Origin of the sequence: Streptomyces coeruleorubidus, assembly GCF_028885415.1 — a bacterium.
GTDB lineage: Bacteria > Actinomycetota > Actinomycetes > Streptomycetales > Streptomycetaceae > Streptomyces > Streptomyces coeruleorubidus_A.
This window is the reverse complement of sequence record NZ_CP118527.1, coordinates 7597877-7612912: the sequence shown is the minus strand read 5'-3', so window position 1 is coordinate 7612912 and position 15036 is coordinate 7597877. Positions and strand designations below refer to the sequence as shown.

At 72.2% G+C, this 15036-nt stretch carries 15 protein-coding genes; 7 read left to right on the top strand and 8 right to left on the bottom strand.

Annotation, left to right across the window (positions count from 1 at the left end):
- Positions 1-5: 5 nt before the first annotated feature.
- Genes PV963_RS35225 through PV963_RS35215 form a run of 3 tightly spaced genes read left to right on the top strand, consistent with a single transcriptional unit; the run spans position 6 to position 1369 of the window.
- Positions 6-437, top strand: coding sequence for a roadblock/LC7 domain-containing protein (locus PV963_RS35225; RefSeq protein WP_274820510.1), 432 nt, complete (start codon positions 6-8; stop codon positions 435-437).
- A gap of 1 nt (position 438) precedes the next feature.
- The gene (locus PV963_RS35220) at positions 439-798 is read left to right on the top strand and encodes a DUF742 domain-containing protein (RefSeq protein ID WP_274820509.1); all 360 of its coding nucleotides are present in this window, start codon (positions 439-441) and stop codon (positions 796-798) included.
- Positions 785-1369, top strand: a complete 585-nt coding sequence (locus PV963_RS35215; RefSeq protein WP_274820508.1) for a GTP-binding protein — start codon at positions 785-787, stop codon at positions 1367-1369. The genes PV963_RS35220 and PV963_RS35215 overlap by 14 nt, the downstream gene beginning before the upstream one ends.
- A gap of 13 nt (positions 1370-1382) precedes the next feature.
- Here PV963_RS35215 and PV963_RS35210 read toward each other — a convergent pair whose 3' ends face one another.
- The 7 genes from PV963_RS35210 to PV963_RS35180 form a co-directional block, all read right to left on the bottom strand.
- Positions 1383-2312, bottom strand: coding sequence for a hypothetical protein (locus tag PV963_RS35210; RefSeq protein WP_274820507.1), 930 nt, complete (start codon positions 2310-2312; stop codon positions 1383-1385).
- 143 nt (positions 2313-2455) lie between these two features.
- Positions 2456-3412: an ABC transporter substrate-binding protein gene (locus tag PV963_RS35205; protein WP_274820506.1), complete on the bottom strand. Its 957-nt coding sequence runs from the start codon at positions 3410-3412 to the stop codon at positions 2456-2458.
- A 77-nt stretch (positions 3413-3489) separates the two neighbouring features.
- Positions 3490-4155, bottom strand: coding sequence for an ABC transporter permease (locus PV963_RS35200; protein WP_274820505.1), 666 nt, complete (start codon positions 4153-4155; stop codon positions 3490-3492).
- On the bottom strand, positions 4152-4856 hold the full coding sequence (locus PV963_RS35195; protein WP_274820504.1) for an ABC transporter permease: 705 nt from the start codon (positions 4854-4856) through the stop codon (positions 4152-4154). The genes PV963_RS35200 and PV963_RS35195 overlap by 4 nt, the downstream gene beginning before the upstream one ends.
- Complete coding sequence (locus PV963_RS35190; RefSeq protein WP_274820503.1) at positions 4853-5977, bottom strand: ABC transporter ATP-binding protein; 1125 nt, start codon at positions 5975-5977, stop codon at positions 4853-4855. Before PV963_RS35190 ends, PV963_RS35195 begins: the two co-directional genes overlap by 4 nt.
- 81 nt (positions 5978-6058) lie before the next feature.
- Positions 6059-7516: a sensor histidine kinase gene (locus PV963_RS35185; protein WP_274820502.1), complete on the bottom strand. Its 1458-nt coding sequence runs from the start codon at positions 7514-7516 to the stop codon at positions 6059-6061.
- Positions 7513-8211: a response regulator transcription factor gene (locus PV963_RS35180; RefSeq protein WP_274820501.1), complete on the bottom strand. Its 699-nt coding sequence runs from the start codon at positions 8209-8211 to the stop codon at positions 7513-7515. The genes PV963_RS35185 and PV963_RS35180 overlap by 4 nt, the downstream gene beginning before the upstream one ends.
- Positions 8212-8363: 152 nt before the next feature.
- Between PV963_RS35180 and PV963_RS35175 the strand changes: the two genes are divergently transcribed.
- The 4 genes from PV963_RS35175 to PV963_RS35160 all read left to right on the top strand — a co-directional run bounded on the left by PV963_RS35175 (position 8364) and on the right by PV963_RS35160 (position 12908).
- Positions 8364-9704: a ferredoxin reductase family protein gene (locus tag PV963_RS35175; protein ID WP_274820500.1), complete on the top strand. Its 1341-nt coding sequence runs from the start codon at positions 8364-8366 to the stop codon at positions 9702-9704.
- Between the two features lie 14 nt (positions 9705-9718).
- The gene (locus PV963_RS35170; protein ID WP_274820499.1) at positions 9719-10132 is read left to right on the top strand and encodes an FMN-binding protein; all 414 of its coding nucleotides are present in this window, start codon (positions 9719-9721) and stop codon (positions 10130-10132) included.
- A 4-nt stretch (positions 10133-10136) separates the two neighbouring features.
- Positions 10137-10871, top strand: a complete 735-nt coding sequence (locus tag PV963_RS35165) for an FAD:protein FMN transferase (RefSeq protein WP_274820498.1) — start codon at positions 10137-10139, stop codon at positions 10869-10871.
- 1026 nt (positions 10872-11897) lie between these two features.
- Entirely contained in the window at positions 11898-12908 is a 1011-nt protein-coding gene (locus tag PV963_RS35160; RefSeq protein WP_274820497.1) for a lysylphosphatidylglycerol synthase transmembrane domain-containing protein, read from the top strand.
- A gap of 58 nt (positions 12909-12966) precedes the next feature.
- On the opposite strand, the gene PV963_RS35155 is transcribed toward PV963_RS35160, so the two are convergent.
- Positions 12967-15027 carry a beta-galactosidase gene (locus tag PV963_RS35155; RefSeq protein WP_274820496.1) on the bottom strand — a complete coding sequence of 687 codons (2061 nt, stop codon included), beginning with the start codon at positions 15025-15027 and terminating at the stop codon, positions 12967-12969.
- Positions 15028-15036: the final 9 nt, after the last annotated feature.

The following is a 15036-nucleotide window of genomic DNA, read 5'->3' as shown; positions in this document are numbered from 1 at the left end:
CCGCAATGACACCCCCCATCCCCGCCACGCACACCCAGCTCGACCAGCTGCTGACCGGACTCGTGGAGCGGGTCGCCGATGTGAACCAGGCCGTGGTGCTGTCCGAGGACGGCCTGGTGGTCAGCAAGTCCACCGGATTCCTGCGCGACGACGCCGAGCGGCTCGCGGCGACCGCGTCCGGGCTGATGAGCCTCAGCAAGGGCGTCAGCATGGACTTCCGGGGCGGTCCGGTGCGCCAGGCGCTCATCGAGATGGCCAACAGCTATCTGATCCTCACCTCCGCCGGTCCCGGCGCCCACCTGGTCGTGCTCACGGGGCCGGGCGCGGACGTCGGTGTGGTGGCGTACCAGATGAACATGCTGGTGAAGAAGATCGGCGAGCACCTCAGCGCGGCACCGCGGGGCATGGCCGGTCCCGTCGTCGACCCCGGCGTGTGAGGTGGGCGGAGGCGACTCGGCGGGGCGGCTCGTACGGCCGTTCGCGCTGACCGGTGGCCGGACCCGGCCCAGCCGCGCCGACTTCACGCTCATCGCGACGGTGACCGCGGTCGATCCGCAGCCCGCCGCGGCGGCCCGGTGCCAGCCCGAGCACACCCGGATCCTCCGGCTGTGCGCCGAGCCGATGGCCGTGGCGGAGCTGGCCGCCCGGCTCGACCTGCCGGTGAGCGTGGTCGCCATCCTGCTCTGCGACCTGCTGGAGGCGGGCCGGATCACCGTCCGTCCGCCGCGCCTCGTCTCCCGTACCACTCCGGACCTGGACCTGCTGAAGAAAGTGAGGGACGGCCTTGGCCGGCTCTGACGTCGCCACCGACGCGTCCTCGGCACCCGACACGGTCAAGATCCTCATCGCCGGCGGCTTCGGCGTGGGCAAGACCACCATGGTCGGGTCGGTCAGCGAGATCGTCCCGCTGCGCACCGAGGAACCCCTGACCATGGCCGGTCTGGGCGTCGACGACCTGGACGGGATCGAGGAGAAGCGGGCCACCACCGTGGCCCTGGACTTCGGCCGGATCACCATCAGCCGGGACCTGGTGCTGTACCTGTTCGGTACGCCGGGGCAGCAGCGGTTCTGGTTCATGTGGAACGACCTGGCCCTCGGCGCGCTCGGCGCCGTGGTCCTGGTCGACGTCCGCAGACCCGAGTCCAGCTTCGCCGCGATCGACTTCTTCGAACGCCGGGGCATCCCGTTCGTCGTCGGGGTCAACGGCTTCCACGGCGAACACCCGTATCCGCCCGAGGACATCAGGGACGCGCTCGCGGTGCCGGAGCACGTGCAGGTGCTGCTGTGCGACGCGCGGGAGAGGGAGTCGTGCCGGGACGTGCTGATCGCCCTGATCGACCAGCTGATCGCTACGGCGGTGCAGGCCTGAACCGGGGGTTGTCTCAGCTCCGGCCGGGGGTGTTCCCGGGCCACTCGGTGTACGGCACAGGGCGGCCCGTGAACGCGTCCAGGACGATGCGGTCGCCGACCGGCCGGTCCAGCTTCACCGTCACCTTCTTGCCGCGCAGGTCACTCGTGCAGGGACCGTCGCTGGTGCCGGTCACGGAGGCGGACAGCACGACGCTGCCGCGCGTCTCCAGCGCCGTCACGACGGGGCCGTCGTCGCAGGATCCGTGGTGCGCCATCACGGTGACGGACCGGCCGTCCTCCGCCACCTTTGTCAGGCCGCCGAGCGGCGCCAGCACGTCCATGGGTACGTCCGGCCCGAGCGGTGCGACGGGCGACTTGGGCAACTCCGAGGGGTTCACGGCGGCCCTCTTCAGGGGAGCGGCATAGCCCTCCAGGGTGAACAGCCAGGCCGGGACGGTCGCCGGCCCGCGACTGGTGAGCACGGTCATGTCCCCCAACTCGGCTTTGGTGACGGTCAGTCGGGGACCGGGTCCGCTGTTGTGGTCCAGGGTCCGGTAGGCCCGCTCGGCCGCCACGAGTGGCCTGGTGAGCGAGCCCCCTTCCGTCCACACCACCCGGCCGCTCTGCCCCCGGGCGAAGGGGAGCGGTGCCCGCAGGTCGAAGGTGCCGGTCGCGTACGCGCGCCGGTCGGCGTCGTTACGGAGGCCGCCCGCGGGCAGTTGGGCGACCGTCCCCAAGGGGTGGTAGCCCGCGCGCCACTGCGCGGCCGCCGGGGAGCCGTCCCAGGCACCGGCCACCTCGCGGGGGCGGGCCTCCCACCGCGAGGCCGACTCGGTGCCACGGACCTCGCCACCGTCGCGGCCGGCCTCCGCGCTGCCGCACCCTGCCGCGGTGCCGGCACCGACGGCGCACAGGACGGCAACGGTGAGAATCCGGATGGTGCGCGTGATGTCGGTACGCATGGCTCTCCCAGGGGATCACGGTGGCCGGTGACGGTTCCGCTCCTGTGACGCCCCGCCCCCGGCCCGCGTTCGATCCCTTTCCGGTCCGGTCGAGCCTGTTATCGCATCGTGACGGGCAGCCTCGTGCCAGGCAGCCGGTCAGGTCAGTCCAGACCCGCCGACTTCAGCCACGCCTTGGCCACGTCGAGCGGGTCCTTCTTCTCGAGCTGCACCTGCGCGTCCAGGTCGAGGAGCGTCTTCGTGTCGAGCTTGGCCGAGACCGCGTCGAGCGCGTCGACGCCCTTCTGGGAGAGCCCGCTCTTGTTGACCAGCGGAGTCACGTTCGCGAACCCGAAGAGGTTCTCCGGGTCCTTCAGGACGACGAACTTCTCCTTCACGATGGTCGGGTCCGTGGTGAAGATGTCCGCGGCCTGCACGGTGTTCCTGGTCAGCGCCGCCTGGGTCAGCGGGCCGCCCGCGTCGAGCGCCTTGAACGACTTGAACTCCAGACCGTACACGGACTTCAGGCCCACCAGTCCCTGGTGCCGGGTCTGGAACTCGGGCGAACCGCCGATCACCAGGTCCGGGGCGGCGTCCTTGAGGTCCGCGAGGGTGGAGGAGGACGTGAGCTGGTACTTCTTGGCGGTCTCGGCGTTGACGGTGACCGAGTCCTTGTCCTCGGCGGGCGACGACTGAAGCAGCGTCAGCTTCTTGTCGAGCTTGGCCTTGACGGCCGCGTTCACCGCCTCGGCGGACTTCTGCTCGGCCTTGGGGTCCAGGTAGGCCAGCAGCGAGCCGTTGTACTCCGGCAGCACGGTGACGGAGCCGTTCTTCATCAGGCCGTACGTCGTCTCACGGCTGCCGATGTTGTGCTTGTAGGTGACCTTGATGCCCTTGGCCTTGAGCGCCTCGCCGTAGATGTCGGCGAGCAGGGTGCTCTCGGCGAAGTTGTTGGAGCCGACGACGACGGTGCCGGCCTTCGCCTTCTCGCCCGCCAGGGGATTGTCGGAGGTGTCACCGGACGAACAGCCCGCGAGCAGCGCCGCAGCGGCGGTGAGCGCGACGGTCGCCGCGCCGGTGTGCCTCGTCCTGGACCTGCCGTTCTTCGCGGTAGAAGTCATCCACCGATCCAAGCCAGCCGCTTTACGATCAGTCAAGAGCGGCCTGGTCACGGTTTCTTACAGGCACTGGTCGGACATCAGCGTCTGCGGACACCCGGCGACACGACCAGGCGGCCCGCCGCCCAGAACAGCGCCAGCGTGCCGAGCGCCAGGACGGCCACCAGCGTGGCGCCGCCCACCACCTTCTCGTAGTCCCGCTGGTAGAGCCCGTCGACGATGTACCGGCCGAGGCCGCCCAGGCTGACGTACGCTGCGATGGTGGCCGTCGACACGATCTGGATGGCCGCCGAGCGCAGGCCGCTCAGGATCAGCGGCAGCGCCACCGGCAGTTCGACCTGGAAAAGAATCCGCGACTCCCGCATGCCCATGCCCCGGGCGGCGTCCACCGGGGAGGGGTCGACGGAGCGGACCGCCTCGTAGGTGGTCACCAGGATCGGCGGGACGGCGAGGATGACCAGCGGGATCATCACGGGCAGCAGGCCGAAACCCATCACGATGACGATGAGTACCAGTAGGCCGAAACTGGGCAGCGCGCGGGCGGCGGTGGCGATGAAGGCGAGGGCGTTGCCGCCCCGCCCGGTGTGCCCGGTCAGCAGGCCGACGGGCAGGCCGATCGCGGCGGCGAGGGCGAGGGCCAGCAGTGAGTACTGGACGTGTTCGAACAGGCGTTGCGGGATGCCGTCGTAGCCGTGCCAGTGGGCGCTGTCGCTGAAGAAGGCGTTGACGAAGTTCAGTACGTTCACCGGATCACGTCCTGCGGTGCGGGCAGTTGCCGCCGCGCTCCGGTCTTCGGGCGCCCGCGGGTGGCTTTCGGCATCCACGGCGTCAGGGCGACGCGGAGCAGGACCAGCAGGGCGTCGCACAGGATCGCCAGGACGGCCGTCGTGATCACGGAGTTCACGGCCAGCTCGGGCCGGTCGTACTTCTGAGCGTCGGCGAGCAGGTTGCCGAGGGCGCCCTGGTTGCCGATGAGGGTGCCGACGCTGACCAGGGAGATGCTGGACACGGTGGCGACCCTGAGCCCGGCGACGATGGCGGGCACGGCGATCGGCAACTGCACCTGGAGGTAACGGCGTACGGGCCCGAAGCCCATGGCGGTGGCCGCGGACAGGGTCTCCCGCGGCACGGACCGCACGCCGTCGACGATGGCCGGGACGAGCACCACGAGGCTGTAGACGGCCAGTGGGATCATCACGGTCAGCTCGGTCTGGCCCGTGTAGTCGATGAGGACGACGAAGAAGGCCAGCGACGGGACGGCGTAGAGGATGGTGGTGGCGCCGAGCACGGGCGGGTACAGCCAGCGGAACCGGACACACAGCTGGGCGAGCGGCAGCGCGAGCAGAAGCCCGGCCAGGACCGGCAGCAGAGCCTCGCGCAGATGCAGCCCGATCAGGCCGAGGTAGCTGTGTTGGAGGTCGCTCGGGATGTCGAAGAAGCCGTTCACGACGAGACCTTGGCCTGGTCGGCGTGGTCGGCGGCGTGGGCGCTGCGGATCGCCTCGCCGATGGTCGCTTGCGAGACGACGCCGGTCACGCGTCCGCCGGTGTCCACGGCGACGGCCCAGCCGGTCGGCGACAGCACCGCGCAGTCGAGGGCGGCTCGCAGCGAGTCGGTGCCGGGCACGAACGGCCGCCCGTGGGACAGCAGTTCCTCCGGCCGGATGTCCCCCGCGACCAGGTTCCGCGGCTCGCCCCAGCCGAGCGGCCGGCCGTCCGCGTCGGTCACCAGGAGGTAGGGGGCGTCGGGGGCGGCGATCTGCTCGGCGGTGGCGTCGAGCGGGATCACCGGGTCGCTCGTCAACTCGAGCCCGGCGGACGGGAAGAACGACAGGCGCCGGATGCCGCGGTCGCCGCCGAGGAAGTCCTCGACGAAGGCGTCGGCGGGGCTGGACAGCAGCTCGGCCGGGGGCGCGTACTGGGCGAGGTGGCCGCCGGTGCGCGTCACGGCGACCATCGTGCCGAGCTTGATCGCCTCGTCGATGTCGTGGGTGACGAAGACAATGGTCTTGCCCAACTGGTCCTGGATGCGCAGCAGTTCGTCCTGGAGTCCCTTGCGCACCACCGGGTCGACCGCCGAGAACGGCTCGTCCATGAGCAGTACGGGCGGGTCGGCGGCGAGGGCCCGGGCCACGCCGACGCGCTGCTGCTGGCCGCCGGACAGCTGGTACGGGTAGCGCTTGGCGAGCGCGGCGTCGAGCCCCACCCGCTCCATCAGCTCCGCGGCCCGCGCCCGGGCCTTCTGCTTGCCCCAGCCGAGCATGCGGGGCACGGTCGCGATGTTGTCGACGATCGTGCGGTGCTGGAAGAGGCCGGCGTTCTGGATGACGTAACCCATGGACCGGCGCAGGGTGGTGACGGGCTGTCGCTGGATGTCCTCGCCGTCGAGGAGGATCGTTCCCTCACTCGGTTCGACCATTCTGTTGATCATCCGCAGGGTGGTCGTCTTGCCGCAGCCCGACGGTCCGACGAGGACGGTGATCGAGCGGTCGGGTATCTCCAGCGAGAGCCGGTCGACCGCCACCGTGCCGTCCGGGTACCGCTTGGTGACTGAATCGATCCGTATCAAGACGCCGGGGCCCTTCGGGTTGGCGGAGACTGTGTGCCATGGTCGTACGGGCTGTTGCCGGTCGAGTCTAGATGGCCCGCCTCACCGGCCCCCAGGGACCACACCCTTCAGGGGCAGGCACACGGTGAACACCGTCGCTCCGGGTTCGCTGTTCAGCTCGATGCGGCCGCCGTGGGCCCGGACCAGGGAATGGGCGACCGCGAGGCCCAGGCCGCTGCCGCCGCGGTCGCGGCTGCGGGCCTTGTCGACGCGGTAGAAGCGGTCGAAGACGCGCTCCTGGTCCTCGGGCGGGATGCCGGGACCCGCGTCGGCGATCCGGACCAGGGCGGTGCCGGAGGTGACGGCGACGTCCACGGACACCGGGGTTGAGGGCGGGGTGTGCACGGCGGCGTTGGCGAGGAGGTTGTCCAGGACCTGCCGGACGCGCTGCGGGTCCAGGCGCACCTTGAGCGCCCCGGGGCCGGTGGTCACCGTCAGTGGGTGGTCCGGCCGGCTGGCCCGGAAGGCGTCGGCGGCCTGCTGGACCAGCTCCACCAGGTCGGCGTCCTCCAGCCGCAGCGGCGCCTCCACCTCCGCCGCGTCCAGCCGGGCGAGCAGCAGCAGGTCGTCCAGGAGGATGCCCATCCGGGCGGCCTCGGCACGCAGTCGGGCCAGGTGCCGGTCGCGTTCCTCGGGGGCGTTGGCGGCGGCGTACTGGAAGAGGTCGGCGTAGCCGCGTACCGACATCAGCGGGGTGCGCAGCTCGTGCGAGGCGTCCGCGACGAACCGGCGCAGCCGCTGCTCGGCCTGAGCGCGCACGGCGAGGGAGTCGTCGATGTGCTCCAGCATCGTGTTGAAGGCGGTCCGCAGCTCGTCCACCTCCGGGCCGCCGTCCCGGCCGTCGGCGCGCAGCGGCAGCCGGGCCGCCGACTCGGTCAGGTCGTGCGAGGCGATGCCGTGCGCGGTGGACGCCATGTCGCTGAGCGGCTTCAGCCCGCGGCGCAGCATGCGGCGGCCGAAGACCACCAGCGCGAGCAGCGCGAGCGCGAAGGTGACGACCTGGATGGTGATCAGCTGCCCGACCGTGTCCTCGATGTCCTCCATGGGCGCGGCGCTGACCAGGACCACCCCGGGCTCGACCTCGCAGGCGCGCAGCCGGTAGGTGCCGGCGCCCTTGAGGTGCTCGGTGCGCAGCAGCTCCGTGTGCGCGGCGCTCTGCGCCGAGGCCAGGGCGGTGAAGTCGTCGACGTCGTCGGGCAGGTCGGCGGGGTCCTCGGGCCTGCGGAGCTCGGGCGTGCCGTCCGAGACGTCGTACACGGCGTAGAACCAGCTGTAGTACTTCTTGCCCGAGAGCGTGCCGTAGTCCGCGATGCTCTTGGACTGGGCGATCTGGGCCTGTGCCAGCTGGGTGTCGAGCTGGGCCGACAGGTAGTCGCGCATGTATGTGGTCAGGGCCGTGCCGACGACGGCGAACACGACCAGCGACAGGGCGCCGAGGCCGAGGGCCAGCCGGGTGCCCAGGCGCATCCCTCGGTAGGCCCGCCGCAGCCGGGCTGTCACTCGGAGGCCTGTCGCAGGACGTACCCGAATCCCCGCACGGTGTGGATCAGCGGCGCTCCGCCGTCGTCCGTCTCCTCGAGCTTGCGGCGCAGCCGGCTGATGACCAGCTCGACGACGTTGGAGCGACCGCCGAAGCCGTACTCCCACACGTGGTCGAGGATCTGCGCCTTGGTGAGCACGGTGGGCGACTTGCGCATCAGGTAGCGCAGCACCTCGTACTCGGTCGGGGTCAGCGACAGCAGCTTCTCGCCGCGTCGCACCTCGCGGGTGTCCTCGTCCATGGTCAGGTCGCCGACCTGGAGCACGGACCGCTGGAAGGCGGGGCCGGCGCTGCGCCGCAGGACGGTGCGCAGCCGGGCCATCAGCTCCTCCACGGCGAACGGCTTGACCAGGTAGTCGTCGCCGCCCCGGGTCAGGCCCGCGACCCGGTCGGCGACGCCGTCGCGCGCGGTGAGGAACACCACCGGCACCATCGTGCCGGAGGCGCGCAGCCGGTCCAGGACGCCGAAGCCGTCGACGTCGGGCAGCATCAGGTCGAGCACCACGATGTCCGGGTGGAACTCGGCGGCCCGCTTCAGCGCGTCCTCGCCGGAGTACGCCGTGACCGCCTCCCAGCCCTCGTAGCGGGCGACGGTCGCGACGAGGTCGGCGATGGGCGGGTCGTCGTCGACGACGAGGAGTCGTACTTTTTCCACCCGCTCATAGTGCTTCACGTGCCGTGTGCCGCCATAGCCGCCCGAGCCTTCGCCGCCGGATCGATAAACACTTGAAAGTTGAGCGACAGTATTCCGACAGCTCCCCCGCGACAAGCTCGGTGTCCCAGGATCCGATCAAGGAGCTGCCGATCGTGACGACCCTCCAAGAACCCGCCGCGGCGCCCCGCCCGGGCGTGCGCCCGAGAGTGGTGGGCCGTACCGGCGTGTACGCGCTGCTGCTCTCCAACGCGGTCGTGGTGACCGTCTTCTTCGTCCAGGCCGGTTTCGCCTCGAACACGCTGATCGTGCTGGGACGGCTGGCGGGGCTGTACGGGGCGCTGCTCATGGCGTTCCAGCTGCTGCTGGTGGCGCGGCTGCCGTGGTTCGACCGGCGGATCGGCATGGACCGGCTGACGTCCTGGCACCGCTGGACGGGCTTCTCGGTGCTGTGGCTGCTGCTGGCGCACGCCGTGTTCATCGTCTTCGGCTACGCGCAGTCCTCGTCCCTGGACCCGGTGAACCAGCTGGTGGATCTCGCGGAGACCGTCGAGGGCGTGCTGCGCGCGATCACCGCCCTGGCGATCATCATCGCGGTCGGCGCGGTCTCGGCCCGCTACGCCCGGCGCCGGCTGGCGTACGAGACCTGGCACTTCATCCACCTGTACACCTACGTCGCGGTGGTGCTGGCGTTCACGCACCAGGTCGCGGCCGGGACGACGTTCACCTCGTCGTCCGTCGCGCAGACGTACTGGTACGCCGTGTGGGGCGTGGCCCTCGCCTCGGTGTTCCTCGGCCGCCTGGTCCTGCCGCTGTGGCGCAACCTCCGCCACCAGCTCCGGGTCACGGCCGTCGTCCCCGAGAACGACGACGTGGTCTCGGTCTACATCACGGGCCGCGACCTGGACCGGCTGCCCGCCCGTGCCGGCCAGTTCTTCCTGTGGCGGTTCCTGACGAAGGACCGCTGGTGGCAGGCCAACCCGTTCTCGCTGTCCGCCGCGCCGGACGGCCGTACGCTGCGCCTGACCGCCAAGCGGGCGGGCGAGGGCAGCGCGGCCCTGCGGCACCTGAAGGTCGGCACGCGCGTGTTCGCCGAGGGCCCCTATGGCGCCTTCACCACCCTGCACCGCACCCGCCCGGACGCCCTGCTCATCGCCGGCGGCGTCGGTGTCACCCCGATCCGGGCCCTGCTGGAGGAACTGCACGGCCACGCGGTCGTGATCTACCGGGTGGCCACGGACCAGGACGCCGTCCTCTACGACGAACTGCGCGGACTCGCGCACGCCAAGGGTGCCGAGCTGCACCTGGTGACCGGCCCTGCCGTACCGGACCGGCTGGCGCCGCGGGAGCTGGCCCGCCTGGTGCCGGACATCACCGGCCGGGACGTCTACCTGTGCGGCCCGCCGCCGATGATGAACGCGGTGCTCGGCAGCCTGCGCGAGCTGGGCGTGCCCAGGGCTCAGACCCACTTCGAGCGCTTCAGCCTGGCCGGATGAGGAGGAGAGATTCTGTGAAGCGAGCCATACCCGTCCTCGTCCTGAGCGTCGCGGGGCTGATCCCGGTCTGGCGGTACGCGCCGTCGCACGACACCGGGTCGTCGTCGGCGGCGACCGAGGCCGCCGCGCCCGCGTCGACACCGTCGGCCTCCTCGTCGGGCGGCACCACGACCACGGTCGTGTCGGGCTCGACCATCGACACCGAGAAGGGCCCGGTGCAGGTCGAGGTCACGTTCGCCGACGACAAGATCGCCTCGGTGCGGATGCTCCAGCAGCCGAACCATCCGCAGACCACGGCCGCCGTGCCCGAGCTGATCGAGGAGACGCTCCAGGCGCAGAGCGCCGACATCGACACGGTGTCCGGTGCGACGATCACCAGCGACGGCTACAAGGAGTCGCTCCAGGCCGCCATCGACGCGCGGGGCTGACGGCATGCGGCGCGTCGAGCACGTCATGGGGTTCCCGGTGTCGGTACGGATCGACGACGAAGGGTTCCCCGAGGCACCGGTGGACGGCCTCTTCGCCTGGCTGCGCGAGGTCGACGCGCGGTTCAGCCCGTTCCGGCCGGACAGCGAGGTGTCGCGGCTGGACCGGGGGGAGGTGCGCGACCCCAGTCCGGTGCTCCGGGAGGTCCTGGAGCTGTGCGAGGAGTACCGGATCGCGACCGGCGGCGCCTTCGACGTACGTCTGCCCGGTCGCGGCCTCGACCCCTGTGCCGTGGTGAAGGGCTGGTCGGTGCAGAAGGGAGCGGAGCTCCTGTCGGCGGCCGGTGCTCGGCGCTTCTGCCTCAACGCGGGCGGCGACGTGATCGCCTCCGGCGGCCCCTGGCGCGTCGGCGTGCGCCACCCCGAACACGCCGACCGGCTCTGCGCGGTCCTGGATCTCACGGACCGGGCCGTGGCGACCTCCGCCCGCTACGAACGCGGCGATCACATCCTCGACGCCCGCACGGGCCGCCCGGCAACGGGCCTCCTCAGCATGACCGTCGTGGCCCCCACCCTGACCGAGGCCGACACGGTCGCGACAGCGGCGTTCGCCCTGGGCAGGCAGGGCGTCGAGTGGGCGGCGGCCCGCGAGAACTGCGAGGTGTTCGCGGTGGACGCGGACAGGCGCGTGCTGCGGAGTCCGGGGTTTCCGGTGGCCGGGGCGGGGTCCGCGGCGGCATAGCCAGGCACCACACCACGCCCGTCCGCCTCCCGGCCCCGGGCCACGTGCGGGCGCACCCCTGGCTCCGGCGGCAGCCGTTAGCCGCACCGTGGGCGCGTCAACCCCGGCGACTGGCACTGACGCAGGTGGCGGGCATCGGCCCCGGTCGCGGCGACCATTCCGGTGGCGGGCATCGGCCCGGGTGGCGGGCACATTCCGGCGGCGGTCATCGGCCCGGTTGCGGGCATCGGTCCCGGGGCGGACACCAATCCCGGTGGCCGGCATCGCCCCCGGCTGGCGGGCATCGCCGCGATGACGGCCCAGCTCGAAGCCATACGGTGACCAGCCGTACCCAGGGCCGCAGGCCGGGCATCCTCCGACCGGCCCTACTCCGAGCCGGAGGCCGCGCCCCCAACGACTGGCCGCTCCCCGGGCCGGAGCCGCGCACCCAACGGTCGGCCATGCCCCGAGCTGGCAGCCGAGCACCTCCACCAGCCACCCCGGACCGAATGCCGCGCCCTCCACCGGCCGAATCCCGGGCCCGAGGCCGAGCACCGTTCCACCAGCCCCATCGCCAGACCGAAAGCCGCGCGCCCTCCCACCAGCCGCACCCCGGACCGAAAGCCGCGCCGTCCCACCCGCCGCTCCCCCGGCCCGGAAGCCGCGTCCTCCACCGGCCGAATCCCGGGCCCAAGGCCGAGCACCCTCCCACCAGCCCCATCTCCTGGACCGGAAGCCGCGCGCCCTCCACCAGCCGCTCCCCCGGACCGAAAGCCGCGCGCCTCCCACCGGCAACGCCCCAGACCGAAAGCCGCGCCCTCCCACCGGGCCCCGGGCCGCAGGCGGAGCGCCCCCGCCGGTCGCCCTCCCGGACCGCAGGCCGGGTGGGCCGCTCTCAAAACCAGCCGTGTCGTTCTCCCGCCCCTCTCGCTTTCGCTGTCGGACACCGGGGCGTCACACCGGCCGGGCACGTTTCCCAGGTCCCCTTGACTCGCCCTGCATCGTCCGCCCCGTCCCCGGGCGTGACGCGGAAGGACGACGTACGCCGTGTCCCAGCTTCGGCTCGAAACGCTCCCCGCCCCCACCCCCGCCCCGCTCCCCACCGCACCCCGCCGCTCCTCGACCACCGCGCGGCTCGTCCGGCCGGCCCTGGCCTTGTTTCCGTTGTTGCTGGTCGGTGGGTGGGCCCTGGTCGACCGGCGGGCGGCCTATGAGGGGGCCGCGCGGCTGGCCTCGGCCGACCCCTGGTGGCTGCTCGTCGCGTTCGTCTGCACGTGTCTGACGTGGGTGGCCGCCGCCTGTGTCCGGCAGGGCGCCCTGCCGGAGCGGCTGCCGCCCGGGCTGCTGGTGGCCTCGCAGTTCGCCGCCGGTGCCGCGAACCAGGTGCTGCCGGCGGGCATCGGCGCCCACGCCGTCACCCTGCGCTTCCTTCAGCGCCGCGGCATCCCCCTCCCCCGGGCCACCGCCTCACTCGCCCTGTACTCCCTGGTCAAGCCGGTCGCCAAGACGGTGGTGCTGCTCGTGTTCCTGGTGGCGTTCCCGGACGTACTGCGCCTTGGCGCGCTCGTCCCGGACGACCGCACCCTGCTCTTCGCGGCGGGCGGCGCCCTGCTCGCGCTGGCCGCGACCGCCGTGACGCTCGTGACCGTACGGGCGCTGCGCCGCCCCGTCCTCGGCTTCCTGCGCACCGCGCTGACCGACGCCCGCGAGCTGCACACCCGGCCCGGCCGTGTGCTCGCCCTGTGGGGCGGGGCGGCCGCCACCCCGCTGCTCCAGGGCAGTGTGATCGCCACGGTCGGTTTCTCGCTCGGGCTGCCGCTGTCCTGGGCGCAGGTGATCCTCGCGCTGCTGGTGGCCGGCACGGCGGTCGGAGCCGTGCCGGCGCCGGGCGGCATCGGGCCCGTGGACGCCGCGCTCGTCTTCACCATGGCCGCGTTCGGCGCCCCGGTGGCCACCGCCACGGCCACCGTCATCGGCTACCGCGTCCTGACGGTCTGGCTCCCTCTCCTGCCGGGCGCCCTCGTCCTGTCGGCCCTTGTGCACCGCAAGGTGCTCTGAGGGCACCCCAGGCAGTCAGCCGAGGCGCGATGCCGGGGCCTGCCGGAAGCGGCGGTTGCTAGACCGGCTCCTCCCGCAGCACCTTCACGTCCCACGGCCCGAGCGGCACCGCGTCGCCGTACACAGTCTGCGACAGCACGTCCCGCAGGGCGGTGGGCACCGGCACGGACACCTCCTCCCACGACCAGTTGTGCAGGAACCGCACGCGGCGGCCGTCCCGGGCGGTCGCCGAGGTGGCCGTGACGCTCGGGTGTGCGGGGCGCCAGGCGCCCTCGGGGGCGTACCGGTCGAACAGGGCCCGGGCGAAGACGGGGTCGGGGACGGTGCCGACGTAGGTGATGCGCCCGGCGCCGTGGCGGTGCGTGGTGGCCGCGGGCCCGCGTCCGAAGTGCGGATGCACGTACGCCGCGAGCGTCTCGGCGCCCCGCGGCCGCAGTCCGTCCGCCCAGTGCAGGGCGTGCGCGTCGGCCGGGAGGGGAAGGGCGTCCGAGCCGGTGACGGGCAGCGGATCGCCCAGGTTGCTGAACTCGTCGTACGTCACCCCGGCCGCCTCGGCCAGCCGGCCCGGCTGGAGGTCGGTGCGGGCCCTGGCCTCGGTGTCGCCGTAGCCGGTGCGGGGGCCGAGCACGAGATGGCCGCCGGCCTCGGCGTAGGAGCGGAGCCGGTCCAGGACGGTGTCGTCGGCGGCGTAGTAGGCGGGGACGACCAGGAGCGGCGGCAGATCGGCGTCCGGGAGCTGCCCGGGGTGCAGGACGCGCGCCTGGAGGCCGGCGTCGAAGGCACCGCGGTAGAAGGCGTCGAAGATCCTCTCGTACGACCGCCCGTCCGGGCCTGCGTCGGGGCCGGCCAGCGGCGGCTGGCCCTGGAGCGCCCACTTGCTGGGCCCGTCGTAGAGGAAGGCCACGTCGGCGTCCGGGGTGAGGGACGCCACGAGGTCACCGGCCTTCTCCAATTCCCCTCCCAGCACCGCCAGTTCGCGGTAGACGCGGCCGGGTCGCCCGTTGTGCGGGAGGATGCCGCCCCAGTAGGTCTCGGTGCCGAAGTGCAGGGTGTGCCAGTGCCAGTACTCGATCATCGAGGCGCCGCGGGAGATCAGCGCCCAGGCCGCCTGCCGCCACTGCCCGTCGTAGGCGGGGCGGTTGTCCCACGGCCCGCTGATGGCCTGCGCGTTGGTCTCGGTGACCAGGAACGGCTCCTGGCGCGAGGAGTACATGCGGTCGGCGCTGCGGTACAGCGCCCAGGTGCCGTTGGTCGTCCAGTTCTGCCCGGCGCCGCCCGTGTCGGGCAGGGCGAGTGCGTCCTGCATCGTGTAGTACGGGTTGCCCGCGGTGACGTCGAGGCGGTCGGTGAGCCGGTCGTCCTCGACGCCCTGGCGGTCGTAGGAGATGCAGGTCGTGACGAACTGGCCGGGGCGGGCGTACTCGCGGACGATGTCCGCCTGCCAGGCGATGAACTCGGTGGTGAGCCGGGCCTGGAAGCGCCGCCAGGCCAGGTCGTACTGCGGCTGGGCGTTGCCGTCCGGGGTCCACAGGTCGGCCCAGGTGGACAGCCGGTGCGACCAGTAGACCAGGCCCCACTCGCGGTTGAGGGTCTCCACGTCGCCGTACTGCTCCCGCAGTTCGTCGGTGAAGCGCTGGAAGACGCCGTGGTTGTGGAAGAGGTGCAGGCCCGGTTCGTTGTCGACCTGGTAGCCGATGACCGCCGGGTGGCCGGCGTACCGTTCGGCGATCCTGCGGATGATCCGCTCGGCGTGGAAGCGGAACGCCGGGTGGGTGAAGTCGACCTCCTGCCGGGCGCCCCAGCCGATGCGCTCACCGGTGCGGGTCTCGCCCGTGATCTCCGGGTACTGCCGGGCCAGCCAGGGCGGTACCGCGTACGTGGGCGTCCCGAGGATGACGGAGATGCCCCGCTCGTGGGCGCCGTCCAGGACCGGCTGGAGCCAGTCGAGATCGAAGCGGCCGTTCTCGGGCTCCCAGGTGGACCAGACGGACTCCCCGACCCGGATCACCGAGAAGCGGGCCTCGGCCATCAGGTCGAGGTCGTCCTTGAGGCGTTCGTACGGCTGGTACTCGTGGTAGTACGCGGCACCGAACAGGACGCGTCGGGGCAGCTCGAACATGCTTCTCCT